Origin of the sequence: Pseudodesulfovibrio sp. JC047, assembly GCF_010468615.1 — a bacterium.
GTDB lineage: Bacteria > Desulfobacterota > Desulfovibrionia > Desulfovibrionales > Desulfovibrionaceae > Pseudodesulfovibrio.
Genome location: NZ_WUEH01000020.1, coordinates 1 through 25,494 on the forward strand (window position 1 = coordinate 1; position 25,494 = coordinate 25,494).

The window sequence follows — 25,494 nt, forward strand, 5'->3', positions numbered from 1 at the left end:
CTGATGATATTTTAATCCTAGCCATGTCGGCCTCCTTTGAGCTTCACTTTTACTGGTATTGTTACCAGATTAAGCCTTGGAGTGCCGACATGGTATTTTTGCGTCCTCCGACCAACCCCGGACAGGTATGCCTTCGGCGACTGGGGGAAAGGGAGAGATAAACCTGTTTGTCCATATTGTGGTGAAAAAGAACGCATACAAAACCGGAAGAAAAAGAATTTTATCAAGGCCTTGCATGCAAAAAAGATTTTACCGTTCGTATTGTTACTGTTTTTGCCCGTTCTCACATCCTTTTACATAAATGGCTATACGCTATTTACCTTCTTGTAACTGTCCGCAAAGATATTTCGTCTGTACAATTGTCAAAAGAATTAGGCATTACACAAAAATCAGCATGGTATATGTTGTAGCGACTTCGTGCAGCATGCGGAAATGATAATGATGACGATGATTACAATGATGGTGGAGTGAGTAGTAAATTTTTACGGGGTATGGTTGAAGCCGATGAAACATACATTGGCGGCAAGGAAACCAACAAACATGAGTGCAGAAAGCTCAAAGCTGGGCGAGGCACCATAGGGAAAACCGCAGTTATTGGTTTTCGAGAACGCTCCGGACAAACAAAGGCCAAGGTCTTGACCAGCGTCAAGAAAGGCGCGATTCGTGCGGCTGTACGGGGTATTGTCGCCTCTCAAGCCACTCTTCATACAGACACTTCCCGCTTCTCGTGGCATGGAAGAATACGAACATTTTTCAGTCAACCATAGTGCCAAGGTCTATGTGGATGGGATGGCGCATACTAACGGAATTGAAAGCGTATGGGCGGTTCTCAAGCGCGGATTTTATGGAATATATCACTCTTTTAGCGTCAAACATCTTTAAAAATATGTTGAAGAATTTACATTTCGTCTCAATGAAGGCTCATGCTCTGTGCATTCATATGATCGTATGGATGCACTTCTCGACAAGGCCGTCGGAATTCAACTTACGTATGAAACTTTAACAGCCTAAATAAAAAGGGAAAATGGAGTCTTACAAAATTCAAATTGTCAGGGAATCAAAGATGTAGTTCCCTTTTCAAAGGGTTCTTTGGCAGGTCCAGGACAGCGTCCTGGTCACGCTGAAGGCGAGGGGTAGGGTGGTTTTATTGGCAGACGGCTCTGACGAAGAATCGGCAGGTGAGGTCTTGCCACCAGACGAATCCCATTTCGGCATCGGCATACCATGCGGCGGTGAATGCCTTGGTATCGGCGGACCAGAGTCGGGCTTTTTGTGGGTCGAAAAGTGGTTGCAGACAGCGTTCACCGGGCGTTGTTTGGGGAGAAAAAATGGTGAGTAATTCCGGGATGGTTGGCAACCTCCAATTGGAGTGGCCGGCGAATTGGTGGTGATTCAGACGACGCACATGGGCGTGAGCGTGTTGCCAGGTGAGCGGGTAGCGTGTCCCGTGCTTTTCCCAGATGTGGCCGGTGGTGCGATTGAGGATGGTCTGGTTGTCGAGATCCTGAAAATCGTTGGGGGCGGACTGATTGGGTCGCCAGAGCGTGTCGAGATCGAAAAGGGCCTGCGCTTTTTTGAGGGAGACTTTGACGGGCTGCTGACGGGGGGACGGTTGGGCGGCTGGTGCATCGAGATCAAGGAGAAGATCCGTTGCGAGACAGATGGCTTCCTTGTGGGCGAGCCAGGCTGATTCGAGTGCGTCAAGAGCGCGGATCATGCGGGTGGCGTCGGGAAAACGATCAGTGGGGTCAGCGGCGAGGGCTTGGGTAAAAAAAGATGCCCAGAGCGAGTCGAATCCTGGATACATTTCAGCAAGGAGCGCGGCGTCAAAGGGCGTGGAAGGAAGATCTCCGGTGAGCATTCGATAGAGGGTGACGCCGACGGAATAGAGATCGGATCGGGCATCGGCGGTTTCCGGTGCCGCTTCCTGTTCAGGGGCGGTGTAATAGGGTGAACCGATGACCATTCCCGTGTGACCGGCGGGTGTTTCGCCGCGTAATTTGCTCAGACCGAAATCGATGAGTTTGACACGTCCGGGGCCATCTTGATCCTCGGCCAGCATGACGTTGAATGGTTTGATGTCCCGGTGAACGATGCCTTCGAAGTGGAGCCGGTCAAGCCCTTGAAGCATGGCGCGGGCAATGTGCAGGGAGGCTGTGAATCCGAGTCGGCGTGAGTTCTTTTCGACTTCATAGGTTTCGCCCATGAGGACACCGAGATTGCCGCAAAAATATTCCATGGTGAAATGGGGAGGGACGGTTGGGGTGCCCATGTCCACATCCAGAATGGACGCCACATTCGGGTGACTGATGCGGGCCATGGTGATCGCTTCCTTGGCAAACATGTCCGTGAGAGCATCCGGACCGACGATGGCTTCGAGCATGTCCGAGGGCTTCAAGACCTTGAGCGCGACGATTCGGCCCGTGATCGGCATGAGTGCTTTGTAAACCGCGCCCATGCCGCCTCGTCCCAAAAGTCCGCGTATTTCATATCGTCCGATGTGCATGAAAGTACGGTAGCCCAACCGACCTGCCGTCGTCTACCGTATGCGTCTTGGACTAGAGGGAAAAAGGAGTGGGAAAGCGCAGGGAAATTGCCTGCGTGAAAGAACTCTTTGGGGAAGGATTGTGGAGGAATATTTTGTTTTATGGGGCTTAATACCGCTGTTTTATTTCCTTTTTTCGATTTCATATTCACTGTTGCACTCAGGTATGGTTTAGATTATTTCTAGACTTGATGAACCTTCTGAGAGATCGAAAGAAAGGGGACATATCCCAATGAAAAAAAGTATTGTGGTTTTGGCTGCTTTGACAGCCTCGGCGTTGCTGTTGAGTGGGTGCTTTCGCAAACACATCGCTTCAACGCCTCCGGCTCGACAGCCTGCCCGCCAGACGACGGTCACGGTGGATACTCAGCCGAAGCAGATGGAAAAAGAGTCTGAGATCATTGAAGAGACGTATGTCGTCGATGCTCCGGCTGACGCGACGATGCAGCCGATAGAAGTTGGCGAAAGTGATTTGGCGGAAGAGCCTTTGCCACAGGAAGCACTGCCGCAAGCGGCTGGTGACAGTGCGCAGAAGGCGGTCTCCAAGGAAGTGAAGAGCGAAACCAGCACAAGCGCAACTCCGGCCACTGTCGGAACCGACCCGGAAAAAGAAGTGGTCGTGATCGAGAATGTGGTCGTGGCTGAAGACGTTGTGATGTCGCCTGCTGCTGAGGGTGGCGAGTATTATGTCCAGGTCGGCGCGTTCACGGATCTTGAGAACGCAAACAAAGTCCTCGCCCGGCTCCTTTCGGACGGGTACAAGGACTCTGTCTTGTCCAAGACGGAGACAGGATTGTTTCGTGTGCAGGCTGGTGCTTTCCCGGACGAGGTTTCGGCCGAAGGAGCACTGACCAGACTTAAGACGGACTATCCTGAAGGGTTCGTCTTCAAAAAAACATCCGATGAATAGAAACGAAAGTGGATTCATACGGTTCGATGGGTATCGAACCGTGTGAATCTGTCTTATCTATTCAGTTCAGCGCGGAATTTGCGAGACAGCCTGAAGACAACCACCTTTCGTGGAGGCAGCGTAATCGTCTGGGTCGTTTGAGGGTTACGACCTTTGCGTGCCCGCTTGTCGTATGCCTCAAATTTGCCGAATCCACTGATAAGAAGAGCGTGGTCCTTCTTGATGGATGTCTTCATGATGTCAAGGATGGATTCAACCAGATCCTTGATCTCGGCGCGATTCTTGTCAGTCCGTTCGTAGATGTAATCCACGATGCCAGCTTTGGTGAGGGTGCTCATTGATCGCCTCCAAAAAAAGGTTTCCAGAAATTACTTCACGAGGTCCGCGATTTTTGTCGCGAGCCGTTGCATCTCGTCAGAGTCTGTATACGAAGTCTGCTCCCACAGGCGCAGTCCATCATCCGAAAATCTCGGAATAAGGTGATAATGTGCATGATTCACCAACTGTCCGGCCGCCTCATAGTTGTTTTGCATGAGATTCAGTCCGTCGGCCTTGGTGACATCCATGATCGCCTTTCCCACAACCGACAACGCATGAAGCAGGTCATTTCCCAGTTCGGCGGGGATATCCATCAGCGTGGGGTAGTGCCCTTTGGGCAGTACCAGCGCATGTCCCGCGTTCACTGGTGCGATATCCAGAAAAGCAAAACAGGTTTTCGATTCAAACACTTTTGCGCAGGGAATTTTACCTGCGATAATTTGACAAAAAACACAGTCAGAATCCACGTGAGCCATTGAAATTCTCCCCTCCGTCTGACCGAAATCCAAACCTTTCAACGGTCTGTGATACCCATTTTTGACGGAGAAATTTTGACAGTTACTCGCTTTTATACCCGGGAAATTCAGTTAAATCAAGTCGGTTCGCGAATTTTGTGGAAAGCCTTGCACAGCAAGGCCTCGCGCCAAGTCTAGAAATCTTCTGGAAAATGGTTGCGCAAACCTTCTTAACACATTGAAATACCTGTTTGATTTTGTAAAGCCTTTAATTTCAAATTGTTATACTAGTTTGTGAGAAAAAGTTCAAGCATTGTGGCCCGGTGAGCTTTATTTCATACTATTTAAGTATTTTTTTTGAACGTGCAGGAACGCCTGTGGCGATTGTTTCGGGCGTAATAGTATTTATAACCACAGCTCCGGCACCGACGACACTTTTTGCGCCGATGATACAATTCTGAATGACTGACGCGCCGACGCCGACGAGCGCGGCTTCGCCCACGGTGACGGTTATAGCGATGAGAAGTATATTCATAATGTTTCTCCGGGTATGGCTTTTGATTTACCTGTTTTGTTTTTTTCATGTCAACCTCGTGCAAAGGACTGCTTGACTCACCATTCTCGGACGCGATATCTCACAGACCATCAATCAGATTGAAAAGTGAAGGGACTGACACTCTCTCGTCATGCATACAAGGAGCATTCAATGACCAAAATCGGTGTCCTTTTTCCGGGACAAGGCTCTCAGGAAAAGGGGATGGGGCGCGATGTCGCTGAAAGCGATGCCGCAGTTCTCGACCTCTGGAAATTGGCAGAAAAGGAATCCGGTCTGCCTCTTCGTGAAATATATTGGGATGGCGAGGCCGCAGACATGGCCGATACCCGGGCCTTGCAACCCGCGTTGACTGTGGTCAACCTGTCGCTGTGGTTGGCCGTGAAAGGGAAAATTGCTCCGGCCGCAACAGCCGGGCACAGTTTGGGTGAATTTGCCTCACTCGGTGCGGCGGGTGTCTTGAGTCTGGCCGACTGCATCAAGGCTGTCACGGTGCGTGGACGGCTCATGGCCGAATCCGGTGGTGTCGGGCACGGCATGGCCGCTGTGGTCAAGCTCCCCCAGGCCACGGTGGAAGAGATTGTGGATGCGGTCGTGCGGGAAACCGGCAAGGAGTTGCGTGTTGCCAACTACAATACCCCGGCTCAGTTCGTCATCAGTGGCGAGCAGGAAGCGCTGGATGCCGCAGATGTTTTGGTCAAGGCGGCCAAGGGACGTGCCATTCGTCTGGCCGTGTCCGGGGCCTTTCACAGTCCGCTCATTCAGGAAGCCGCAGACGAATTCGCCGCATTTCTCAAAACGTTGACCTGGAATGCGCCTGTTTTTCCGGTTCATCACAATGCCACGGCACTGCCCCAGCCTGATCCCGAGCAGATTTCGATTACCATGCAACATCAGATGACCTCCAGCGTGTTGTGGATTCAGACCGTGCAAGCCATGTGGGCGACCGGCATTCGCGAGTTTGTGGAAGTTGGTCCCAAGGGGGTGCTGTTCAAGATGCTGAAGGCCAATCTCGGGTCCATGGATGAAAAATGGTCCGGCCTGAAGGTTGGTTCTCTGGAACAGGCTGGCGAGCTGTCGGCATGACCATGAACGGCAGCTATGGCATCATCGGGTGGCCTTTGGGGCATACCATGAGTCCGACCCTGCATTCCTGGGGATTCGAACAGTTCGGCATGGACGCCCGGTACACGGCGTGGCCCGTTGCTCCGGACGAGCTGGCACCATTTATGGAACGGGTTCGAACACAGCCTGTTGCCGGTCTCAGCGTGACCATCCCGCATAAACAGACGGTCATGCCGTTTCTGGACCGAATTTCAGATCGAGCCGCACGCATTGGAGCCGTGAACACCGTGTATTGGGACGGGGATGTCCTTTGCGGTGAAAATACCGATATCACGGGTTTTGTCGCTCCGTTGCACGCTTTGTCGTTTGTGCCTGCATCCGCGTTGGTTTTGGGCGCGGGAGGCGCGGCCAGAGCCGCTCTTGCCGGTTTGAAGGAGTTGGGTGTCACTCGGCTTGCCGTGACCAACCGGACTTTGGCCAAGGCCGAGGCTTTGGCTGCCGCATTTGCCGTTGACTGTGTTGCCTGGGAATCCCGTATGGATTCCGGATGGCAATTGGTGTGCAATACGACCCCTTTGGGCATGTCCGGTGCGGAAGAGGCTCGTTCTCCATGGGATGCGCAGGTCTTTTCGTCGGATATGTTGGCCTATGACATTGTATATAATCCGTTGGAAACACGGTTTCTTCGTGAAGCCCGTGAAGCCGGGTGCCGCACGGTGTCCGGTCTGGACATGTTTGTTCAGCAGGGTTTGGCGCAATTTGCGTTGTGGACTGGACAGTCCATGGATGCAGCCGGTGCGAAAGGTCATCTGTTGGGTGCCTTGAAAGGGTGATTTTCTCTTGGTACGTGTCTTTTGTCAGATCGTTTGAAACGAAAGGTGAGAGAATGAAGAATATGAAAATGGTGTGTGTGGCTGTTGCCGCGTGTCTGGTTCTTGTGGTGTCCGTTGTGTGCGGTTCCAACGCCTATGCCGGACCGAATCCAGTGGTTATCATGGAGACGTCTGAAGGCCGGATCATCTTGATGCTGTATCCCAAGGACGCGCCCAAAACGGTTGCCAACTTTTTGAGATATGTGGACTCCGGATTTTATGACAAGACTATTTTCCATCGGGTCATTCGTCAGCGCAAGTCTCCCGATGGGCAGCAGGATGGGTCCATGAATATCGTGCAGGGTGGCGGTTATACGTATCCCATCAAGCGGAAACGGCCCATGGCTCCCATTGTGAATGAAGCGGCCACCGGGCTGTTGAACGCCAAAGGGACCATTGCCATGGCACGGACCGACAATCCTGATTCGGCCACGAGCGAATTCTTTTTCAATGTCGAGGACAACCCGGTCCTGGATTATAAACAAACGTCCAAACAGATCGGGACCGGAAGTTTCACTGGCAGCACCACCATGGGCTATTGTGCTTTTGGCAAGGTCATCAGGGGGATGGATGTGGTCGTCAAGATACATCAGGCGAAAACGGGTCGGTCCGGCGGCATGAGTGACGTGCCAGCAAAGCCGATTATTCTCAAAAAAGCCTACCGTCCTCAATAGGGGCTTCGGGTGATGATTTCAAAGGCGATCCGGCAATGGATCGCCTTTTTTTGTTGAAATCGTCAGACAAGGTCGTGCTCGTGACCATCGGTACGGATGACCACGCGTCCCGTGCCCAAATGCAGCGACATGGTTCGGGGTATGTCGTCGCCGAATTCTTCGGCTGTTAAGCGGGTTTTGTTATACGCGAGCACGCCTTTGAGTGCCGTGGCGTTTCTGGTGCCGATAGGAATATGAAACTGGCTGCGAATATTGGCTCCACCGGCTCCTTTGTATATGAGACGGTGCTGACTGGCTCCAGCCTGTACCAGGCTACGGACCATGGCAGGAACACCTGTTGTCACGAATTTGAAAGGATTGGTTTCGCTGTTTTGATGGTTTCCCGGCGCGGGGAGCAGGCAATGGATTAATCCGCCGATGCGTGTTCTCGGATCATAGGCAGAGACCCCGATACAGGACCCGAGGGAATAGGTAATCAGGACATCCTCGGGGTGTACCGAGAATTGCATGTCCGAGAGACCAACGATTTTGAGACTCATGGCGGTCTGTGCTCCCCGTAAAGTATACGGTGGTCAGCGCACAGAGTAAAGTGACACCCTCGTGTGATGTGATCGGTTGCGTCCCGGTCTGGCTCGTGTCTTTCGAGACAGACCTTTCTGAATTTTCTTTGGATTGGGTCGAATCCGACGGCTTATCATATTCTTTTCTGGACTTTTTTTAGATTTTTCTGAAAAATACTGCCATACTGTATGATATGGCATATCCTGTTTCAAGGCTGCTTTTTTCGAAGGTCTTTTTCTTTCAGCCCCGGACGACATAAAATGAAATTGCATAAATCTTCAAAATATTTAAATTTATTTACTCTGGCAATCGTTGTTACAGTGATGATGTCGGTGTGCTCGAGTGTCAGCTTTGCGGCCTCGGCCAAATCGTATTTTATTGTTGGGCATTCCGATTTTCATGCGCTTGTCAAGAACAGCAAGCGGGCGAAGTATCGTTCCAATTGGGAAAAGGTGGAGAAATCCTTTGCTCGGTGCCTCAGAGCCGATCCCAACGGTTCGTATGCGCCCAAGGCCTTGTACTACATCGGTCGAGTACATGAAGAACTCGGTGTCCAAAGCGGGCTGAAGTCTGATTTTCGTCGAGCTGTGGACTATTATGGTCGGGTGCTTGCACGGTATCCTCGTCATGGCTGGGCGGACGATTGTCTGTATCGCCGAGCCGGGGTGTATGCCAAACGATTGCGGGAGACCACCAATGCCCGGTTGGATTTGGCTAAAATCATTGTGGAATATCCGCGTGCTGACATGCGGGCCAAGGCCAAGGTCGCGTTGAGGAAGCTGGGGAAATATGATTGGGCCATAGCCACGGTTTCCAAAAAGAGCACATCCAGTCACGCGGTAGCGAGTTCCAGAACGAAGACCTCGACACGAAAAACGACAGCCAAGGTGACGAATATCAGGCCCAAGGATCCGACCGGCACGGCGCATCTCGATGTTGTCCGGTATACATCCAGCGATGAGTATACTCGTGTGGTGTTAGAGTTGGATGCGCAGGCCAAATATCGATATCAAGTGCTCCAGCCAAACCCGGACGTGAATCGGCCACATCGTTTGTATGTTGATATCAACAATTCCAGATTGGGTCATGACGTGACCGCGTCCACAACGGTTTCCGATGGCATTCTCCGATCCATTCGCACCGGGCAGTACAACAAGGATACGACCCGAGTGGTTCTGGATTTCCTGGATTTGCAGGAATACAAGATCTTTCCGCTTCAGAATCCATATCGTATCGTGATTGACGTGTATGCGCCGGATGAGAAAACACGTGCAGCCCAGAAAGCCGCTTCGAAAAAGGTGTCCCGAAAAACGACCGCCAATTCCAAATATCGCCCACCGAGTGGCAGCAAGAAAATGGCTGGCGATTTGCTTGAACAGCTCGGTCTGACGGTCAAGACGATCATGATCGATCCCGGTCACGGAGGCAAAGACCCCGGAGCCGTCGCCAACGGATTGCGGGAGAAGGACATCAATCTTCGCTTTGCGAAGTTGCTTGGGAGAAAGCTCAAGGCCAAGGGTTTCAATGTTTCATATACGCGGACCACGGATGTGTTCATCGCGTTGGAGAAGCGGACAGCCATGGCGAATGTGAAGAAGGCCGATTTGTTTCTGTCGATTCACTGCAATGCCAATCGGAGTCGAAACATTCACGGGCTGGAGACGTACAGTTTGAACCTTGCGAAGTCCAAGGACGCAGTCCGAATCGCGGCTCGAGAGAACGCGGTTGACCCTCGATCCATTTCTGATCTTCAGTTTATCTTGACGGATTTGATGGTGAATTCGAAGATCAAGGAGTCGCGGGATTTGGCTTCAGATGTGCAGTCCAGCACGATTCGTCGTGTTCGCAAGAAATATAGTTTGAAGAACATGGGGACTCGCGAGGCACCATTTTATGTCCTCATGGGGGCAAAAATGCCTTCCGTGCTTGTGGAGTTGGGATATATCACGAACAAGACGGAAGCCAAGCGGCTTCGTTCTGACAAGTACCTCGACCATCTCGCCAACGGTATTGTTGAAGGGATATTGGCCTACAAGGGGAAGATCGAGCGATACGCTTCTCTCTAGATCGTGTGAGAAAAAATATTTGAGGCCTCCGGTTTTGCCGGAGGCCTCTTTTGTTTTTTTTGATTGAAGAAGGAGGAAAAGAAAAAGGCCAGGTTTCCCTTTGGGTATTGAGCGTTGCGCGCTACGCGGTGGGGAGTCATTTGGCATTGTTTCAAAGGTTTTGCCTTTACGGCGACGTGCTTTTTGCTTGGCTTCCGAAGAAATATAGCAGCGGCCATGCCTTGCTTTATGGGCCGTGTGACGGTTTTATCTTTTGCTGATGCGTATTGCTTCATCGTTAGAGTCAGGACGCAAATCTTGCTAAAGTGTGAAGCTCGTATTTTTTAAAACACGGAGTTGATAAGCTGACTATTGCCTAGGCTAAATTTCTTAGCGAAACGGGAAAATATACAGGATGCTGAACTATCCTGTGCTGCAAAACAAAAAAGCCCCAAACAAAGGAGCTTTCTATTATTAATACTTTGGTTCTAAAATTTAATCAATATTTAACGCACTCATTCTCACATTTGCCGCTGCAGGGGAAACGCCGAACTTTAACGCAAGGCGCATTTCGTTCTTTTCGCATTCAACAGCAGATCGACGAAACTCATCTTCAGGCATCAAAAATTCAGCGGCAAACCAATTTGCTTCCCATTCCCTACGATTGCTGCCACGACGATTGAGCAATAGCTCTTGATCTCCTTCAAAATCCGTATGAAGGAAATAGTGACCAAGTTCATGAGCAATTGTAAAATTATTTCTTGCGCCAGAAGTAGAAAAAGGAAGGTAGATTTCAAAGTCCTTCTTGGCAGCAACTCGCAAAGTCTCCTCACGGTCATCACCAAAGACCGTTGTAATTTTTCCACCAAGAATCGGAAGCATGCGGTCATAGGCTTCTTGGGGCGTATCTCCCGGTTTAAAAAATATGTCGCGTTTCTCACGAGCTAAATGAGCAACCGCACTTTTGGGGTATTCACCCTTTTTGAGTCGTGGCATTTTCCCCTCCCAATTTCAAAATAAATAATATTGCGCTTGAGCCGTTGATTACACAACTTTTTTTAACTGACAAGTTCTTTATTATTGATTGCCTATAATGTAACAACTAACCAATTATTTGCAATCAAAATTGTATTTAAAAATCGTGAGTACATTTTCATGCGCATTCTTAGACTACTTTTAATGACAGTTGTCCTTCTCGTCGTATGGTTTTTGGGCGGCCATTTATTCCATAAACACTGGTGGGTTATTGACAATCTGTTTGGAGAAGGTTGTTGGGAAAACACCTTCGCCCCAGTAAGTGCTCTTTTTGCTGCATTTGCTTCGGGGGGCGCTATTTATGCAATAATTGTTCAAATTCGACAATTCAGAAGTCAACAATTTGAAAGTAATTTCATGAATTTACTCAATATTTACAAAAGCAATAAAGAAAGCCTTACTGTGCACATTGGAAAAAAGGAAACGCGAGGGATCGATGTCTTTTATGATTCCTACATGCTTTTGAAAGAAATATACACAAGGGTAAAGTGTCCGGACTTCTCTGGAGGAATATTTCAACCGAACAGTAAATCTGAATATATCATTGGTGCACGAATTGATGATTTAAGAAATGATTACGGTGTGATTGAATGGGAAGGTCGCGAAAGGTTTAAGCTTTGCCATAAAACTTTAGAAGAGTGCTTGGAGAACTCTTTGGGGAAATATTTTAGACATCTATATCATACTGTCAAATACGTCGATAAAATGGCTCCAAATTCCAGAAAGAAGAAGTTGTATATAGGTATTCTTAGAGCACAGTTTGATAATTATGAATATGCTTTAATTTACTATAATACCCTCATGTCAAATGACAAAAAAGTTTTTAAAAATACTTCGAAATTTCAGCATCTCATTGAACGGTACTGCCTTCTTCATAATTTAAATCAACGATTACTATTCGATGGTCATGATGCAGGACGCTATTCTGATAAGGCTTTCTGGCATTTTTGGAGACGTATGAATAAAAAATATTACCAATCATGGAAAAAGAATGTTTGGGAAAAATGCGTTACAAATTTTAAAGAATGCTTCATCCCTCAATTTGAATGAGCTACGCTACGCCCCTTCTTTATTTTAAAGATTTCGTGGCCCAAATTTTTGATTTATGAAAGATAAGAGCATAATTTTTCTTGTGTGAGAAGTAAAAGACGTTCTCGTGGTTATGGGGGATAGCCTTTTGGGACAAATTGCTATTTGTGTCTACGTTGGTCATGATGGGAAAGTGATTTCAGAACCTTTTGAGTCAAGAAAGGGAGGATAGCGGATGGAGCAAGTGAAATGTTGTCTTTAGACGTTTTTAAAAGCACATTGAGTGGCTCCTAGAGGTGGCCTCGGTTCTTCGGACCACTGAGCAGCGAATTTAAGGTGGACAAGTTTACGGGTTACGCCGCCTTTTGGTTCCAAGCCAGAGGGGGGCCCCCCTCTGGCTTGGAACTTTGATATACATCCATCGGCTTCATTCCGTCAAAAGTGAAATGAGGCCGACGATTATTATAAAAATCAAACCACCAGGCCAATGCCTCACGCAGTTCACTTCCTGTGCTTAATTCATGCAAATATACGCATTCATATTTCAAGGAACGCCACAACCGTTCGATCATGACGTTATCCCTCCACCGGCCACGGCCGTCCATTGAAATGCGTATGCCAGCATCCCTGAGAGTCTTCGTGAATTCATAACTGGTAAACTGTGAGCCTTGGTCGGTATTGAATATCTCTGGCTCGCCATAGCGATTTATGGCCTCTTCCAAAGCCGCTACACAGAAATCCGTATCCATCGTATTCGACAATCGCCAAGAGAGAACTGCACGACTGTGCCAGTCCATGACCGCCACGAGGTACAGGAACCCACGTTTCATGGGGATATACGTAATGTCCGTGCACCAAACTTGATTTGGCTTTGTGATCGGCAGATCCCGAAGCAAATATGGATAAACCTTATGCCCAGGATGAGGCTGGCTCGTTCGAGGTTTTTGATAAACAGCCATCAACCCCATCTTTCGCATCAACCTCCTCACCCGCTCTCGACCAACAGGATACCCCGTATCTCGCAGTATATTCCGCATCTGTCTTGATCCGAAAAACGGCAGTTCCATGAACAGCTCATCGATTATCCGCATCAACTCCAGATTGAGCGGAGACTCGCCGATAGGCTGGTAGTAATATGTTGATCGTTGCAATTGCAGAACTTTGCACTGCCGTCGAATGCTGAGACTAGGATGTCCGCTGTCGACGATTTTGCGCCTTCGCCCGCAGCTCATATTTTGGCAAAGGCTTGCTGCAAAAAATCCTTCTCCACAGTCAACTGGCCGATCTTTGCATGAAGGTCCTTGATCTGCGCTTCGTTGTTTTGTGGGGTATTCTTGGTCTTGCCGAAAAAGGATTCGACGATCCCTTCCTTAGCTTGTTTCTTCCACGTGGAGATCTGGTTGGGATGAACGCCATGTTTGCTGGCCAGCTCTGAAATCGTGTGTTCACCGGACAATGCATCAAGTGCGACACGGGCTTTGAACTCTGCAGAAAAACGTCTTCTCTTGGACATGATCGAGCCTCCTTCGGCTACTATCTGTCCACCTAAGCAAGTGGTCCAGTTTTCTGGGGCCACCTCTCCTAAATACAAGTCTCTAACTTTGTCGGGGTACTATGACTTCGAATAGCAAAGTTGACATATTTTTTGAGCGCAATGAGGTGCCTGCGTTTTCCCTTTTTACATAGTCATTATAAGATTGGTCAGTTTGGCCGGTCTCATCTGTGTTGTATTTTTCGTAATGGCAAAATTGATCAAGTGGGGACAGAATGGGGACAAATCGCTCAACAACGAAAAAGCCCTTACGAAGAAAACTTCGTAAGGGCTTGATTTCGCGTGGTGCTCGGGGACAGAATTGAACTGCCGACACGGGGATTTTCAGTCCCCTGCTCTACCGACTGAGCTACCCGAGCACGCTGTCGAGAAATGGGATTTACCCAAATGAGCGGAGCTTGGCAAGTGGTTTTTTACAAAAAGCCGTTTTTTTTATTGTTTGTTCTCCAAAGGCGCTCCCATTTCAAGAATTCTGGCGGCAAATCCGGAGCGTAATGCCTCCAGATAGTCTGTATCCAGTGGACCCTTCCAGGTCGTGATTTCTGTATACCGCTTGGGAATTTTGACCTTGTCAGGCCGGTAGCCCATTTGGAGCCGCAGCCGCCAGCGGAGGCGTTGCACTCGGTCGCCTATTTCGGGGATGCTGCCGTGCAGTTCGCCGTATCCGACTGATTCCATGGCTTCGGCCAGCAATTCGTCCTTGTACACCCCTCGGGAGAACAGGCAGCCGACCATGCAGTTGAGCACGATGCGGTCGCGTGCGTCGTTGACCAGAAAGTCGAGCGCGCCCTGAACGTCCTGTTCTTCATGCTTCTGGTCCCATGAATACCCTCCGGAATCCAGATGGGCATGACGGAAGCCCAGCGCCTCGGACACGAAGAAAACTTCGCCAGTGGCATACCCGGCCATTTCCTGACCCAGAACGCAGGCGAAATCCTCGCCGCCAAAGACCTTGGCGCATTTCATGGTCCCGGACGCAAGCAACCGATAAAACTCGTTGGTTGGCCGTCCCAGTTTCTCAACGGCTTGCATGTAGGTTTCGGCATCACCCCAGCGGAGTGGGAGTTCGGTCTCCTTCTCGCTGATGACGCCCCGTTCCAGCGCCTCGGTGGCCCAGGCCAGGGCCACGCCTGTGGACATGCAGTCCAATCCTTCCTTCTCGATGACATCCAGAATGCGCAGGACGTCGCTGGCGTCTGTCACCTCGATCATGGAACCGCAGGCAAAAATCGGTTCGAAATCATAGCCGACTTGTCGATACAGGTATTGGTTGTTTGTCTGGAATTGTTCCCGGACAAAGCCCACATGGATGCAGCCCACCGGGCAGCCGGCACAGGCCGCGTTGCGCAACAGAGTGTCGTCCGCAAAGGTCTCGCCGGAAATGTTTTTGGCCAACGGGCTGGATGTCTGCTGAAGGTTCTTCCACGGCAGACTCTTCAATTCGCTCAGCGGACTGACATTCACCGCAGTTCCGACGCCATGGTATTTGGCCATCATTTCCGTGGTGGTGAGTTGCTGATAGATGTGTTTGTATAATTTGGGATACTGCTTGCCTTCGGGCAGGGCAAATCCTCTGTCGCCGAGAAGGCATATGGCCTTCAGGTTTTTGACGCCCATGGCTGTGCCGCCGCCCATGCGGCCGAAGTGGCGATAGGTATCCACGTTGATACAGGCATAGGCTGACAGATTTTCACCAGCCGGGCCGATGCGCATGATGGACCGACGCCCGGCACCGGGGAAGATTTTTCTCAGCACGCGGCCCGTGGCGATGGCGTCAAAACCGCGCATGTATTCCACATCCCGGGTTTCAACTCTGCGGGACCCCACACACAGGGCGGTCAACCGTTTGGCCTTGCCCGTGATGACGAGTGCGTCGAGATCGGCGAACCGGAGCGACAGAGCGGATTTCCCGCCCGCGTAACTTTCGGTATATTCATTATGATAGGGAGAGCGAAACGCGCAGCACGTTTTGCTCATGAGCGGGAAATATCCGGTCAGCGGGCCAATGGCGAAGATCACGGGCTGTTCCGGGTCGTCCCAGTGGCGGTCCACATGGCCGAATTCCTCGAACAACTTGGCCGCCAGACCCGTTCCACCCAGATATTCACCCCGTCCGGGGCGTTCGATGATTTGGGTCTTGCCGGTGGTCAGGTTCACCATCATGACTCGGAAGAAGTCTCTAATCATTGCTTCCTCCCTCGATGGATTCTTTTTCCGGCAATTCAACCATTTCGAGACAATCATGCGGACAGAACGCGACGCACTGACCACAGTGGATGCAGACATACGGATTCACTTCGTGGTCCAGAAAAATGGCGTCCACGGGGCAGGCTTTGGCGCATTCGCCACATCGGATGCACAGGTTCTTTTTCTGGATGACACCGCCACCCTTGCGTTGGGACAGTGCCCCGGTGGGACAGGCCGCAGCGCACGGAGCCGGACTACAGGCCAGACATACGCGGGCTTCAAACCCCGTGGACAACCCGCCGGACGAGGAAATACGGATGCCCGCCTTGTTCCATGAAAGGAATTTATGGACCTGTCTCGCACAGGCCAATGAACACGAATGGCAGCCGATACACCGCTCCATCCGTACAGCTCTAAGTGCTTTCATACGAAATTGCCTCCGGCAGTGTCAGGGGAGGGGGGGAGTTCCACCCCATCCAGAACACGGCCTGTCCCCTTTCTTTGTCCACGTTATGCCGTGCTTTTTCAACGGCCTGCTTTCCGTGCCCTCAACGGGAAAAAGAAAAAGGTCTTAATCTGAGTGTTCAAGAATATCCTGCTTGAGCGCCCACAGGATATGATTTTTCAACTGAATTTCATCGACATGGGGCGCAACATGTAAAGCCTTGCGTATCAGGGAGTGAGTGTCAACCGGCTTTCTTGCAAAAAAAACGAGTTTCTTGATGATTTCCATGTCAATGGATGTCCCCAGTCCCGCATAGATATTCGGAAAATCGCGTCCATGGTAATACGCTTCTCCGGTACGTCCCGCTTGGAGTACGGTGTCGTCATTCAGGGTTTCACTGGTATAATGGCCAAATAAATGACCAAATTCCGGGGCCAACGGATGCTTGATGTTCCGCAGCGGGGCGGCGTCCACCGGCTCGTCCCATAGCGTGTCCCACAATTTGACATAGCGGGCGATGGCGGATGGCCAGGAAAAATGGTGTTCGATTCGAACGCGTGCGGCGTGCCCCATGGCTTGCCGTTTTTCGCGGGATGCGATCAGCTCCTTGAGCGCTTCGGCCAAGGCCGGGATGGACACCGCCGTGCGTTGGGCCAGCCGCAGGTGATAGTCGCTGTCAAAGGTCAATGGGGCTTCGAGGTCCACATCTGGGGTGGCTGCGGGACCGATGGTTGGGACGAGCAGTCCGGTTTCGCCATGCTTCACGATATCCGTGTATCCATCATAGGCCGAGGCCACGACGGGCAGGCCAAAGGCTCCGGCCTCTACCAGCGTGATGCCGAACGTTTCCTGCGGGTTGTCGGCAATGGAAACGAAAATGTCCGCTGACTGGAAAAGCGTGATTTTTTCTTCGTCATCCGGTCGCACATGGAGGCGCAGGGCAATCCCGGCATTGGCAGCCAACTTTGTGAGCATGGTGCCGATGTCTTCCTTGTCGTCAACCCATCCCGCCAGGACAATCTCCACATCCTGCGGATTCAGTCCGTCCTGTATCAATCGGTGGACGGCCCGGATGAGCGGGACGATATCCATTTTGGAATGGTGGGAAATCCGTCCGAAGACCAGGATTCTGACAGGGGTGGCGTCCCGGGGCGGGCCGGGTGTCAATGCTTCGGCGTCCACGGCCAGTGGAATACGGGCAAGTCGGGGACCCGGATGACTGGTCGGGGTCAGTCCGAATCCATCCCGAAGCCATGAAAAATAGTTTTTGACCACTTCCTGCCCGGCTCTGGATGTACAGATGATGCTGTCACGACGTGTGGTGCCGGGCCACAGATGGTGCAGAAACGCGGTTCCGAAATGGGCATAACTCAAGGAATGGGTCAGGCCGGTGATCGGGAAAATTTCGGCACTGTACCGATTACGCATTCGGGTCAGGAATGGCTGGCTCACGATGCAGTCGGACACATGGAAACAGTGATAGTGTGTCTGTGCCAGCATGGTCGGCAGATCCCGGCGGAGCAAAAGTGTGATTCGTCCGGTTTGAAGCAGTGTGGGAGCGACCGTGAGCAGGGTCTTTTCCAGTTGTTCCTGTTCGTTCTTTCCGGACAGGAAGAAGTGATATTCATCAAAGGGGTCTGCCGTGAGCAGTGCCTGAAGAAAGGTCGCGTTGGCCACCATTCGTCCCAGAATTGGGCCGGTCTCGAAAAAGGGATCGAGCGTGCCCCATATACGGTGTTTTTTCAGCATACTCTGGTCAAAACCGTTCCCGCTGCTTTTGTCAATGACTTCCCCCGGACAGGGCACTTTTTTCCGCCTTTCGAGCGGGCTAAAAAAGAAATTGGTATTCATTTTTCACATATGAATTCAAGGGATTGTCAACATTATACAACGGCAAGATGTCTTATTGCACTCGATTATCACTCTTTGGCCCCGATCTTGCTCAACTCCTTGTGCGAGAGGAAAGCTCGTCAAGGTTTTGACATTCAAGGAGACGTGGAGACATGCCAAGACAATCCATCAAGCAGAAAAGAAGCCCTGAACTCATGTGGGGTTTGGGACTCGATGACACCCTTGTTCATCAGATAGAAGAGGGCGTCGGGCCTGGATTTCATATTCAGAATTTCCCCACAGATGCCCTGCCTTTGGAAAAGGATATTTTTCGGGAAGAAAAGCCCACGGCGGCCTGGATTCCCTGGTCGGTGTGGAGTGATTTCCCTGAATACAAAAAAGCCGAATACCGTGATCAGGACACCACACAACGGATTCTGATCCAAAACGAGCAGGATACGCCGTTGGAAATGGACAAGGTGCTGGCCGAAGGGTTTCTCACGGTGGTCAGTATGCCGTTGACCCGGCCCAAGATTCAGGATGTGTTGTTTCGTGCCAAGGAAGTGACGTCCATGTATTCGGATATTTACCGAATGACGGAAGAGATTCTGCTTGAACGGGAATTGTTGGCCAGAAAGACCGATCAGCTGATGTTTCTGAACAAGGTGCTTGCCTCGGCGACCGAAAGTCTGGATGCCTCCACCATCCTCGCCAATGCCAAGGACACGCTCGGTCTGGTGCTGCCTATCAAGATGTTGCACGCCGCGTTCTGGAATCATCAGCCCAATTCCGATGTGGCTGATGTCGAAATTTTTCTCAACGGTGCAATGCCACCGGAAACAGAGTCCGAATGGGTTGAAAACATCATGGGGTCCGCCAATTTCATGGGCAGTGGCCCGGTGAACGGATTCAACATTTTTCACACGGATTCCGCCCGGCGGCCCGAGTACGCATTGACGCCCACTCAGGGCAAGTTGGTCACCATGCCGCTCACCGCCGGTCACGAGACCTTTGGCTGTCTTTCCCTCCTGTGCGAACCCGGCTATCGGCTGGGCAAGGATCAGGTGGAAACATTCCGATCTGCTGTCAACCACATCGGTTTGGCTCTGCGCAACGCTTTGACATTCAAGGAAGTGCAACGCCGTGCCGACCACGACGGTCTCACCCGATTGTTCAATCGGCATACCTTTGAAGAGCGGTTGGTGTATGAGATCAAACGCCGCCGCCGGTACAATCACGATTTGTCGCTGCTGATGGTGGATCTCGATCATTTCAAACAGATCAATGACTCTTACGGACACAAGGCCGGTGATTTGGTGTTGCAGAAGATCGGGGATATCCTGACCACCTCATTTCGGACCACGGACCTTGCCGCACGCTATGGCGGGGAAGAATTCGTGGTGCTCCTGCCGCACACTTCGGAAGAAGCGGCCTGGAAATTGGCGGAACGCGTCCGGTCAATCATTGAAGCGTGCAATTTCCATTTTGACGGCCATGATTTTACCATCACCGCGTCCATTGGCGTGGCCTCGGTGGAAGGCGGCGCATTGACCACCAATGACGACCTCGTCATCAAGGCGGACAAGGCCCTGTATCAGGCGAAAAATAACGGTCGAAACATGGTTGTGGTTTCGGGACAGAAGACTACCGATAGAGATCGTTCGGCCATGCAATAAGACACATCGAATTCACAGCCCCTGTTTCCATTTGGACGCAGGGGCTTTTTGTTTTTTTAGGGGATGAAAGAGTGTGTATACGTCGTTTTTCCGGTGGCGGCCTCTTTGAAAAGAGCGAGATCGGTCGGTCAGACGATGGTTTTGGTCATCGTTTCCCTTGAAGGATCATTTTCCATTTTCGAGATGCTTCCCAACTGAACCCTCCGGGCACACAGGGCCAAATGGAATTGTTCTGGAACAGCGGGTCTTCGGCCAACGGATAGGGGCTGGCGGCGCAGGCGGTTTCAAACATGGGTGAACCGGGAATCGGGGTATATTGCGCCAGATGTGGTCGGAATCCATAGGCTCGAACATGGGCCACGGCCTGAGCCACATTGTCATAGTCCTGATTCGGCAGGCCAAACAGGATATAGACCCCGATATCGTCGAGGTCGAATCCCGCATCCAGCAGATTCCGCGCACCGGCTTCCCATTCTTCCCGGGTGAGCTTCACGTCGTTACGATGGTCGAAATCCGTGGTTTCCAGCCCCAGTCTGACCGTGTGCAATCCCGCTGCCTTGAGCCGTTGGCAGACCTCGGGCGTCAATCGGCGGATGTGCATGGCGTTGGGCGTATGCAGTCGCAATCCCGGAGTCTTTTCAATGATTCCGTCCAACACCGGCCAGAGCCATTTCTTTGGATTGACCAATAACGCATCGTCATAAAAAGAGAAATCGCGGACACCCCGGTCGTATTCCGATTGGATGGAGCGCATGATCGCTTCAGGTGATCCCTGACAGAATTGGGGGTAGAGCGCATGGCTGGCACAATATTCACATGAAAAAGGGCAGCCCCGTGAACCGAGGATGATGGAGTATCGAGGGTTCTCGTACAAGTCGAGAGCTAATGAAAGTCCTGCATTATCAGGTATTTGCGGTGTGTCAAAACCAATCAATTTCCAAAAGGCCGCCCAGTTGTCTGGTCGTTCCAGTGGTCCTTGTTGGATAGAGGCGTCGGCATGGACCGTGGCGTGTTCCGAACACAGGGTGGCGTATCCACCGCCAATAAAACGGGGAACATCGGGCCACAGCTCGGCGGCCATGGTCAGGACGTCCAACGCGCCCGGATACCAATAGGTCATGATGGATGAGACGAGCACGGCATCGGGCCGGGGGTCGAGTGCGGCCAGTGCTTCGTGAACCTGTTCGTGCGGCAGGCCATATCGGGAGAATCGACGTTCCATGAACGAGAGGTTGTCCGGGAGCGGAATGGTTTCCTTTGGATAATGGCCGGTGCCGTATTTGCCGGGTTTTGGCCAATGCACATCATTCCATGAAGGAGACAGGCAGTCCATCAGGGCCACGGAGGCTCCGGCACTGCGAACCATGTCCAGACAGGCGAGCAGCCCGACGGGCCGGGACCAGACATTAAAGGCCGCGAAATCGTGAATCCATGGATTGATGCCGAGAATGCGGGGACCGTTTCCTTCGGTCCAGGAAATGTGAGGGAATTCGGGAAGGGCCACAGCGTCACCGTGTCAGGAAATTGGAAAGAATAGATAATCCGAGCATGAGAATAACCAGGATCAACAGTATGTTGGTCCATTTGTCACGCCGGTAGGCCCGTTCGGATTTGGACTTGGTGAACTGGCTGAGGATGAGAAAAATCAAGCCGAGGACGATGATGAGTTTCATGAACAGGCCCATACATTACTCTCCGCGTATCCAGATAATCCCCGCCTGTCTGCCGGTATCCCGGTTCGGGGTGGTGTTTGTTTTGCGATAGGAAAAAAAGGTGTCGTCCAGCCCCATGGTACAGAGATTCATCCCGAAAATCTGTGATTCAGGCACGCCCGCGTCTATCAATTGATCGCGGGTCATACGCCACAGATCGACCGTCTTGTTTCCCGGGGTGAAATAGCGAGTGAATTCCGGGCCGAAATCCGTATCGAAATTGACGAATTCGGCGGCATCAGGCCCAAGGGACGGGCCGCGCACGGCAAAAACATCCTTGGGAACCAGTCCGTAGTGGTCGCAGAACCGACGGACTCCGGAACCGGGGAAATTCATTCTGTTTCCACGCCATCCGGCATGGAGTCCGGCAATGTATTTTCCGGAACGGTGGGCCAGTAGAATGGGTTGGCAGTCAGCGGTCTTGATGACCAGTCCCACACCCGGTGTCGAGGTCGTGACGCCGTCGCCGTCCAGCGAGGCATGGACATCAGGAGGCGTGGAATCAGGGTCGAAATGGATGACATCTCCATGAATCTGGTTCAATTCGCACCAGCCGGAGAGGCCCAGACGGTCGAAGAGAGCCTGTCGATTGGTGCGGACCGCTGTTGGGTCGTCGTTGACGTCATAGGACAGGTTCGCAGAGTCGTGCGGTGGTTCGGAGACCCCGCCCCGCCGGGACGTGAACGCGCAGGCAACGCCTGGAATGTCATAGAATTGGTAGGGAAAAAACGCTATGGCCGCCATATTTCCTCATCAGTACAGATTATGTCAACGGGGATGTCCCATGGCTGAACCGGCAGGGCATCGATCAATTGAAAAGCGTATCCCACCCCGACTTTTACGGTGTCTCGCATGGCATCACCGGCAAGCAGCCGATCGTAGTAGCCGCCGCCATATCCGAGTCGGTATCCGTGCCGGTCAAAACAGACTGCCGGTATGATGGCGAGATCCGGCGTACACGAGGCCACGGGCGGGCATCGCTTGGCGTCCGGTTCAAGAATGGAAAATGCGCCCGGAATCAGGTCGTCCTCGCATGAGGCGCAGGCAATGTCCATATGGCCGTATTCGTCCGGGCGACATCGGGGCATGAGGACCCGGCATGACCGATCCCACAATTCTTTGACTAGCGGCCGGACATCCAATTCTTCCCGAACCGGCCAGTACAGCAGAACCTCTTTGGCCGAGTGCCATATATCCAGAGAACGGACATGTTCTCCGGCGGCGTGGCTGCGATTCTGGCCCCAGGAAGGGGAGAGTGCAGCGCGTCGTTTTCGCAGGGCGGTTCGCAATTGCTGTTTGTCCATATCCGTCATGGCGTGAGCCTACCACGCACGCTACGGACAATCCAGCGCGGAGAATATCCCCGCTTGGGTTTCGGTGCATCTTGTTGTATCGTGGCCAACGGTATCAATACAACTGATTGCGCGGGGTAACGATGGCTGCAAACATACTGGTTCTCGACGACGAAAAAAATTATCTGCTCATTCTGGAAACCATCCTTGAAGACGAGGGATACACGGTCACCACCCTGTCCGACCCCGAAATGGGGCTGGCCTATCTCGAAGATTCCGAGGTGGACATCATCCTGACCGACATGAAAATGCCCGGTTTGACGGGGCAGGACGTGTTGGAACAGTGCAAAAAGAAGTACCCGCATATTCCGGTGCTCATCATGACCGCTTTCGGGTCCATCGAAGCTGCGGTCGAGGCCATGCGGATCGGTGCATTCGATTACATTACCAAGCCCTTTGCCAACGAAGAACTGTTGCTGTCCATTTCCAAGGCCAAACAATTCGCGGCCACGCAACAGGAAAATATCCGGTTGAAACGGGAAATCAGGGACCGATACTCCAAGGACAACATCATTGCGCGTGGCAAGGGAATGCAGCAGGTCATGGATATGGTGGATCGTGCTGCGCCGTCCAAGTCTACGGTGCTCATTCTGGGAGAATCCGGCACGGGTAAAGAGCTGATTGCCCGGTCCATTCATACTTCGTCACCGCGTCGGGAAGCCCCTTTTGTCACGGTCAACTGCATGGCTCTTAATCCCGGGGTGCTTGAATCCGAATTGTTCGGCCATGAAAAGGGGTCCTTTACCGGAGCCATGGCCATGCGCAAAGGCCGTTTTGAACAGGCCAACAAGGGCACCCTATTTCTCGATGAAATCGGTGAACTGACCCCGGAACTTCAGGTCAAACTGTTGCGCGTGCTTCAGGAGCATCAGATAGAACGGGTGGGCGGCACGGAAACCATTGATGTGGATATCCGCATCGTGGCCGCGACCAACAAGAATTTGCAGGAAGCGGTGTCCAAAGGCGAATTTCGGGAAGATTTATTCTATCGGCTCAATGTGGTGTCTCTGTTCATTCCGCCGCTGCGGGAACGGCGTGAAGACATTCCCTTGCTGGCTGCGCATTTTCTGGAAAAATACAACAAGGAAAATTCGGTGGAGATCAATGGCTTTTCCGCCGGAGCCATGGATTACCTCTCCGCCTACGAATGGCCCGGCAATGTCCGTCAGCTCGAAAACGTGGTTGAACGATGCACGGTGCTGGCTCGCACGGACACCATTCATGCCGACGATTTGCCGCCAGAAATCAAGGATGAGGAAGCCCAGTTCAAATCCGCTGTCGATCTGTTGCCGACCAAATTGAATCTGGCGGACACCATGGACAAGATCGAAGGGGCGTTGGTCAAACGCGCTTTGGTCAGAACCGATTTTGTCCAGGTCAAGGCCGCTAAAATGCTCGGTCTGTCCAAGTCGAATCTTCAATATAAACTCAAGAAATACAGCCTGTCCGGCAAAGCGAAATAAATGTTTCTTCTCGACGCTCCCTATGTTTCCGATTTCCTGAAAAAAGCGGTCAGCGAACTCGGTCAGTCGGTTTTGGACACCCCAGAAGCTCGGAGGCTTGTCGGCGACACCGGGCTGGATTTCATGGATATTGCGACATTTACGTCCCGCCTTGAAGCCGGGGAAAAGGTGCTGACCAACTCGGAGAATGCGCTTGAGCATGTCATTCGTTGTGGTGGCGAGTCCGATCTGGCCCGGCAGATCGATATCTGCAAGGACAAGGCCCTGTTCCGCGAGACCGTGGCCGACCTGCACCCCCACTATCGATTCATGCGAGTTCCCTTCGAGGATCTCGAATCGTTTGATCTTTCGTCCATGCCGTGTCCGTTTGTGGTCAAACCGGCACGGGGATTTTTCAGTCTTGGCGTGCATGTGGTTGCCACCCCGGACGATTGGCCCGATGTCGTGGCCGCCATCCACGAGGAACGGGCGGCCATGAACGCCGAATATCCCGAAGACGTGGTCAACTCCGCCGAGTTCATCGTGGAACAGTGCATTGATGGAACGGAATACGCCATTGACGTCTTTTATGACGAGCAGGGTGACGCCGTGATTACCAACATCCTGCATCACCATTTCATTTCCGAAGACGACGTTTCGGATCGGCTGTACTACACGTCCACCGCCATCATGAAAACATGGCTGCTCCCGTTTTCCGAGTATGTGTCCGCCGTGGGACACGCCTGTGATTTTCGCAATTTCGCCACGCATATCGAAGTCCGCGTGACTGCCGACGGAGATATCATTCCCATTGAGGCCAATCCGCTCCGGTTCGCAGGATGGTGTGTGGCGGATATCACGTCTCACGCCTGGGGTTTCAATCCTTACGCGTGCTATTTCAAGTCATTGCGTCCGGATTGGGATGCCATCTTGGATGGGCAGGAAGATCGTGTCACCGCCATGGTCATCGGCGATTTCGTACCGGGTGCGGATCGGGACCGTGTCGTGTCCATTGATTACGACGGATTTTGCGACCTTTTCCCGACCGTCCTTGAAGTGCGAAAAATCGATTACCGGGCATATCCGGTCTTTGCCTTTGTTTTTGCTCAGATGAACGAAACAGAACTCGCGGAATTGAAGACCGCCATTGCCAGTGACTTCAGCCGATTCGTGGTCATGAAATAGGCGGAATCTCCCGATTGGAAAGCGTTCGGCCACGCTGTTTGGAAAGGAGGC

The 25,494-nt window shown here is 51.8% G+C and carries 25 protein-coding genes and 1 tRNA gene; 10 read left to right on the forward strand and 16 right to left on the reverse strand.

Annotated elements, in window-relative coordinates; genetic code table 11:
- Positions 1-467: 467 nt before the first annotated feature.
- Positions 468-767: a transposase gene (locus GO013_RS12680; RefSeq protein ID WP_163811672.1), complete on the forward strand. Its 300-nt coding sequence runs from the start codon at positions 468-470 to the stop codon at positions 765-767.
- 377 nt (positions 768-1,144) lie between these two features.
- On the opposite strand, the gene GO013_RS12690 is transcribed toward GO013_RS12680, so the two are convergent.
- On the reverse strand, positions 1,145-2,506 hold the full coding sequence (locus tag GO013_RS12690) for a protein kinase (RefSeq protein WP_163811676.1): 1,362 nt from the start codon (positions 2,504-2,506) through the stop codon (positions 1,145-1,147).
- A gap of 271 nt (positions 2,507-2,777) precedes the next feature.
- On the opposite strand from GO013_RS12690, the gene GO013_RS12700 reads away from it, so the two are divergent.
- Entirely contained in the window at positions 2,778-3,455 is a 678-nt protein-coding gene (locus GO013_RS12700) for an SPOR domain-containing protein (RefSeq protein WP_239057860.1), read from the forward strand.
- 53 nt (positions 3,456-3,508) lie between these two features.
- Here the strand turns inward: GO013_RS12700 and GO013_RS12705 are convergent, their stop codons facing one another.
- The 3 genes from GO013_RS12705 to GO013_RS12715 form a co-directional block, all read right to left on the reverse strand.
- On the reverse strand, positions 3,509-3,793 hold the full coding sequence (locus tag GO013_RS12705; RefSeq protein ID WP_163811683.1) for an integration host factor subunit alpha: 285 nt from the start codon (positions 3,791-3,793) through the stop codon (positions 3,509-3,511).
- Between the two features lie 30 nt (positions 3,794-3,823).
- Entirely contained in the window at positions 3,824-4,249 is a 426-nt protein-coding gene (locus tag GO013_RS12710; protein ID WP_163811685.1) for an HIT domain-containing protein, read from the reverse strand.
- 319 nt (positions 4,250-4,568) lie between these two features.
- Positions 4,569-4,763: a hypothetical protein gene (locus GO013_RS12715; protein ID WP_163811687.1), complete on the reverse strand. Its 195-nt coding sequence runs from the start codon at positions 4,761-4,763 to the stop codon at positions 4,569-4,571.
- Positions 4,764-4,934: 171 nt separating this feature from the next.
- On the opposite strand from GO013_RS12715, the gene GO013_RS12720 reads away from it, so the two are divergent.
- Genes GO013_RS12720 through GO013_RS12730 form a run of 3 tightly spaced genes read left to right on the forward strand, consistent with a single transcriptional unit; the run spans position 4,935 to position 7,392 of the window.
- Positions 4,935-5,867, forward strand: a complete 933-nt coding sequence (locus GO013_RS12720; RefSeq protein ID WP_163811689.1) for an ACP S-malonyltransferase — start codon at positions 4,935-4,937, stop codon at positions 5,865-5,867.
- Positions 5,813-6,679, forward strand: a complete 867-nt coding sequence (gene aroE / locus GO013_RS12725; RefSeq protein WP_343219569.1) for a shikimate dehydrogenase — start codon at positions 5,813-5,815, stop codon at positions 6,677-6,679. The genes GO013_RS12720 and aroE overlap by 55 nt, the downstream gene beginning before the upstream one ends.
- Before the next feature lie 53 nt (positions 6,680-6,732).
- Positions 6,733-7,392 carry a peptidylprolyl isomerase gene (locus GO013_RS12730; RefSeq protein WP_163811691.1) on the forward strand — a complete coding sequence of 220 codons (660 nt, stop codon included), beginning with the start codon at positions 6,733-6,735 and terminating at the stop codon, positions 7,390-7,392.
- Between the two features lie 62 nt (positions 7,393-7,454).
- Here GO013_RS12730 and GO013_RS12735 read toward each other — a convergent pair whose 3' ends face one another.
- Positions 7,455-7,931, reverse strand: a complete 477-nt coding sequence (locus GO013_RS12735) for a chemotaxis protein CheD (RefSeq protein WP_163811693.1) — start codon at positions 7,929-7,931, stop codon at positions 7,455-7,457.
- A gap of 282 nt (positions 7,932-8,213) precedes the next feature.
- Here GO013_RS12735 and GO013_RS12740 point away from each other — a divergent pair, with 282 nt between their 5' ends.
- On the forward strand, positions 8,214-10,019 hold the full coding sequence (locus tag GO013_RS12740; RefSeq protein WP_163811695.1) for an N-acetylmuramoyl-L-alanine amidase: 1,806 nt from the start codon (positions 8,214-8,216) through the stop codon (positions 10,017-10,019).
- Here GO013_RS12740 and GO013_RS12745 read toward each other — a convergent pair.
- Positions 10,016-10,294: a hypothetical protein gene (locus tag GO013_RS12745; protein ID WP_163811697.1), complete on the reverse strand. Its 279-nt coding sequence runs from the start codon at positions 10,292-10,294 to the stop codon at positions 10,016-10,018. The two genes, GO013_RS12740 and GO013_RS12745, sit on opposite strands and share 4 nt — an antisense overlap.
- Before the next feature lie 199 nt (positions 10,295-10,493).
- Positions 10,494-10,994, reverse strand: a complete 501-nt coding sequence (locus GO013_RS12750; protein WP_163811699.1) for an ImmA/IrrE family metallo-endopeptidase — start codon at positions 10,992-10,994, stop codon at positions 10,494-10,496.
- Between the two features lie 159 nt (positions 10,995-11,153).
- Here GO013_RS12750 and GO013_RS12755 point away from each other — a divergent pair, with 159 nt between their 5' ends.
- Positions 11,154-12,083, forward strand: a complete 930-nt coding sequence (locus GO013_RS12755; protein ID WP_163811701.1) for a putative phage abortive infection protein — start codon at positions 11,154-11,156, stop codon at positions 12,081-12,083.
- A 332-nt stretch (positions 12,084-12,415) separates the two neighbouring features.
- On the opposite strand, the gene GO013_RS12760 is transcribed toward GO013_RS12755, so the two are convergent.
- The 5 genes from GO013_RS12760 to GO013_RS12780 form a co-directional block, all read right to left on the reverse strand.
- Positions 12,416-13,575 (reverse strand): IS3 family transposase gene (locus GO013_RS12760; RefSeq protein WP_239057861.1). Its coding sequence is split into 2 segments (ribosomal slippage): positions 12,416-13,303 and positions 13,306-13,575, totalling 1,158 coding nucleotides; the frame shifts between segments, so codons are not numbered across the junction.
- A gap of 322 nt (positions 13,576-13,897) precedes the next feature.
- Positions 13,898-13,973: transfer RNA gene (locus tag GO013_RS12765), tRNA-Phe, on the reverse strand.
- 73 nt (positions 13,974-14,046) lie between these two features.
- Positions 14,047-15,801 (reverse strand): aldehyde ferredoxin oxidoreductase C-terminal domain-containing protein, encoded by a 1,755-nt coding sequence (locus GO013_RS12770; protein WP_163811702.1) that lies wholly within the window; start codon positions 15,799-15,801, stop codon positions 14,047-14,049.
- Positions 15,794-16,228, reverse strand: coding sequence for a 4Fe-4S binding protein (locus GO013_RS12775; protein ID WP_163811704.1), 435 nt, complete (start codon positions 16,226-16,228; stop codon positions 15,794-15,796). Before GO013_RS12775 ends, GO013_RS12770 begins: the two co-directional genes overlap by 8 nt.
- A 144-nt stretch (positions 16,229-16,372) precedes the next feature.
- Positions 16,373-17,995 (reverse strand): glycosyltransferase family 4 protein, encoded by a 1,623-nt coding sequence (locus tag GO013_RS12780; protein WP_163811706.1) that lies wholly within the window; start codon positions 17,993-17,995, stop codon positions 16,373-16,375.
- Positions 17,996-18,249: 254 nt separating this feature from the next.
- Here GO013_RS12780 and GO013_RS12785 point away from each other — a divergent pair, with 254 nt between their 5' ends.
- Complete coding sequence (locus tag GO013_RS12785; protein ID WP_163811708.1) at positions 18,250-19,752, forward strand: GGDEF domain-containing protein; 1,503 nt, start codon at positions 18,250-18,252, stop codon at positions 19,750-19,752.
- A gap of 145 nt (positions 19,753-19,897) precedes the next feature.
- Here the strand turns inward: GO013_RS12785 and GO013_RS12790 are convergent, their stop codons facing one another.
- The 4 genes from GO013_RS12790 to GO013_RS12800 are packed head-to-tail and all read right to left on the reverse strand — an operon-like array spanning position 19,898 to position 22,777.
- Positions 19,898-21,256, reverse strand: coding sequence for a B12-binding domain-containing radical SAM protein (locus GO013_RS12790; protein ID WP_163811710.1), 1,359 nt, complete (start codon positions 21,254-21,256; stop codon positions 19,898-19,900).
- A 4-nt stretch (positions 21,257-21,260) separates the two neighbouring features.
- Positions 21,261-21,437, reverse strand: coding sequence for a hypothetical protein (locus GO013_RS17030; RefSeq protein WP_203529594.1), 177 nt, complete (start codon positions 21,435-21,437; stop codon positions 21,261-21,263).
- 3 nt (positions 21,438-21,440) lie between these two features.
- A complete protein-coding gene (locus GO013_RS12795; protein ID WP_163811711.1) occupies positions 21,441-22,208 on the reverse strand; it encodes a polyphenol oxidase family protein in 768 nt (255 codons plus the stop codon).
- Positions 22,196-22,777 carry a 5-formyltetrahydrofolate cyclo-ligase gene (locus GO013_RS12800; protein WP_163811713.1) on the reverse strand — a complete coding sequence of 194 codons (582 nt, stop codon included), beginning with the start codon at positions 22,775-22,777 and terminating at the stop codon, positions 22,196-22,198. The genes GO013_RS12795 and GO013_RS12800 overlap by 13 nt, the downstream gene beginning before the upstream one ends.
- Positions 22,778-22,899: 122 nt before the next feature.
- Here GO013_RS12800 and GO013_RS12805 point away from each other — a divergent pair, with 122 nt between their 5' ends.
- Together GO013_RS12805 and GO013_RS12810 are read left to right on the forward strand one after the other, a co-directional pair.
- A complete protein-coding gene (locus GO013_RS12805) occupies positions 22,900-24,279 on the forward strand; it encodes a sigma-54 dependent transcriptional regulator (protein ID WP_163811715.1) in 1,380 nt (459 codons plus the stop codon).
- The gene (locus tag GO013_RS12810; protein WP_163811717.1) at positions 24,280-25,443 is read left to right on the forward strand and encodes an ATP-grasp domain-containing protein; all 1,164 of its coding nucleotides are present in this window, start codon (positions 24,280-24,282) and stop codon (positions 25,441-25,443) included.
- Positions 25,444-25,494 lie beyond the last annotated feature (51 nt).

What these genes read in the sequence shown, in the direction of transcription:
- aroE (WP_343219569.1), top strand. Translation starts at nt 5,813, where the DNA reads ATGGTCCGGCCTGAAGGTTGGTTCTCTGGAACAGGCTGGCGAGCTGTC.
- GO013_RS12780 (WP_163811706.1), bottom strand. Translation starts at nt 17,995, where the DNA reads ATGCTGAAAAAACACCGTATATGGGGCACGCTCGATCCCTTTTTCGAG.
- GO013_RS12750 (WP_163811699.1), bottom strand. Translation starts at nt 10,994, where the DNA reads ATGCCACGACTCAAAAAGGGTGAATACCCCAAAAGTGCGGTTGCTCAT.
- GO013_RS12795 (WP_163811711.1), bottom strand. Translation starts at nt 22,208, where the DNA reads ATGGCGGCCATAGCGTTTTTTCCCTACCAATTCTATGACATTCCAGGC.
- GO013_RS12745 (WP_163811697.1), bottom strand. Translation starts at nt 10,294, where the DNA reads ATGAAGCAATACGCATCAGCAAAAGATAAAACCGTCACACGGCCCATA.
- GO013_RS12805 (WP_163811715.1), top strand. Translation starts at nt 22,900, where the DNA reads ATGGCTGCAAACATACTGGTTCTCGACGACGAAAAAAATTATCTGCTC.
- GO013_RS12785 (WP_163811708.1), top strand. Translation starts at nt 18,250, where the DNA reads ATGCCAAGACAATCCATCAAGCAGAAAAGAAGCCCTGAACTCATGTGG.
- GO013_RS12715 (WP_163811687.1), bottom strand. Translation starts at nt 4,763, where the DNA reads ATGAATATACTTCTCATCGCTATAACCGTCACCGTGGGCGAAGCCGCG.
- GO013_RS17030 (WP_203529594.1), bottom strand. Translation starts at nt 21,437, where the DNA reads ATGGGCCTGTTCATGAAACTCATCATCGTCCTCGGCTTGATTTTTCTC.
- GO013_RS12735 (WP_163811693.1), bottom strand. Translation starts at nt 7,931, where the DNA reads ATGAGTCTCAAAATCGTTGGTCTCTCGGACATGCAATTCTCGGTACAC.
- GO013_RS12755 (WP_163811701.1), top strand. Translation starts at nt 11,154, where the DNA reads ATGCGCATTCTTAGACTACTTTTAATGACAGTTGTCCTTCTCGTCGTA.
- GO013_RS12700 (WP_239057860.1), top strand. Translation starts at nt 2,778, where the DNA reads ATGAAAAAAAGTATTGTGGTTTTGGCTGCTTTGACAGCCTCGGCGTTG.
- GO013_RS12770 (WP_163811702.1), bottom strand. Translation starts at nt 15,801, where the DNA reads ATGATTAGAGACTTCTTCCGAGTCATGATGGTGAACCTGACCACCGGC.
- GO013_RS12720 (WP_163811689.1), top strand. Translation starts at nt 4,935, where the DNA reads ATGACCAAAATCGGTGTCCTTTTTCCGGGACAAGGCTCTCAGGAAAAG.
- GO013_RS12740 (WP_163811695.1), top strand. Translation starts at nt 8,214, where the DNA reads ATGAAATTGCATAAATCTTCAAAATATTTAAATTTATTTACTCTGGCA.
- GO013_RS12800 (WP_163811713.1), bottom strand. Translation starts at nt 22,777, where the DNA reads ATGACGGATATGGACAAACAGCAATTGCGAACCGCCCTGCGAAAACGA.
- GO013_RS12810 (WP_163811717.1), top strand. Translation starts at nt 24,280, where the DNA reads ATGTTTCTTCTCGACGCTCCCTATGTTTCCGATTTCCTGAAAAAAGCG.
- GO013_RS12705 (WP_163811683.1), bottom strand. Translation starts at nt 3,793, where the DNA reads ATGAGCACCCTCACCAAAGCTGGCATCGTGGATTACATCTACGAACGG.
- GO013_RS12690 (WP_163811676.1), bottom strand. Translation starts at nt 2,506, where the DNA reads ATGCACATCGGACGATATGAAATACGCGGACTTTTGGGACGAGGCGGC.
- GO013_RS12775 (WP_163811704.1), bottom strand. Translation starts at nt 16,228, where the DNA reads ATGAAAGCACTTAGAGCTGTACGGATGGAGCGGTGTATCGGCTGCCAT.
- GO013_RS12730 (WP_163811691.1), top strand. Translation starts at nt 6,733, where the DNA reads ATGAAGAATATGAAAATGGTGTGTGTGGCTGTTGCCGCGTGTCTGGTT.
- GO013_RS12710 (WP_163811685.1), bottom strand. Translation starts at nt 4,249, where the DNA reads ATGGCTCACGTGGATTCTGACTGTGTTTTTTGTCAAATTATCGCAGGT.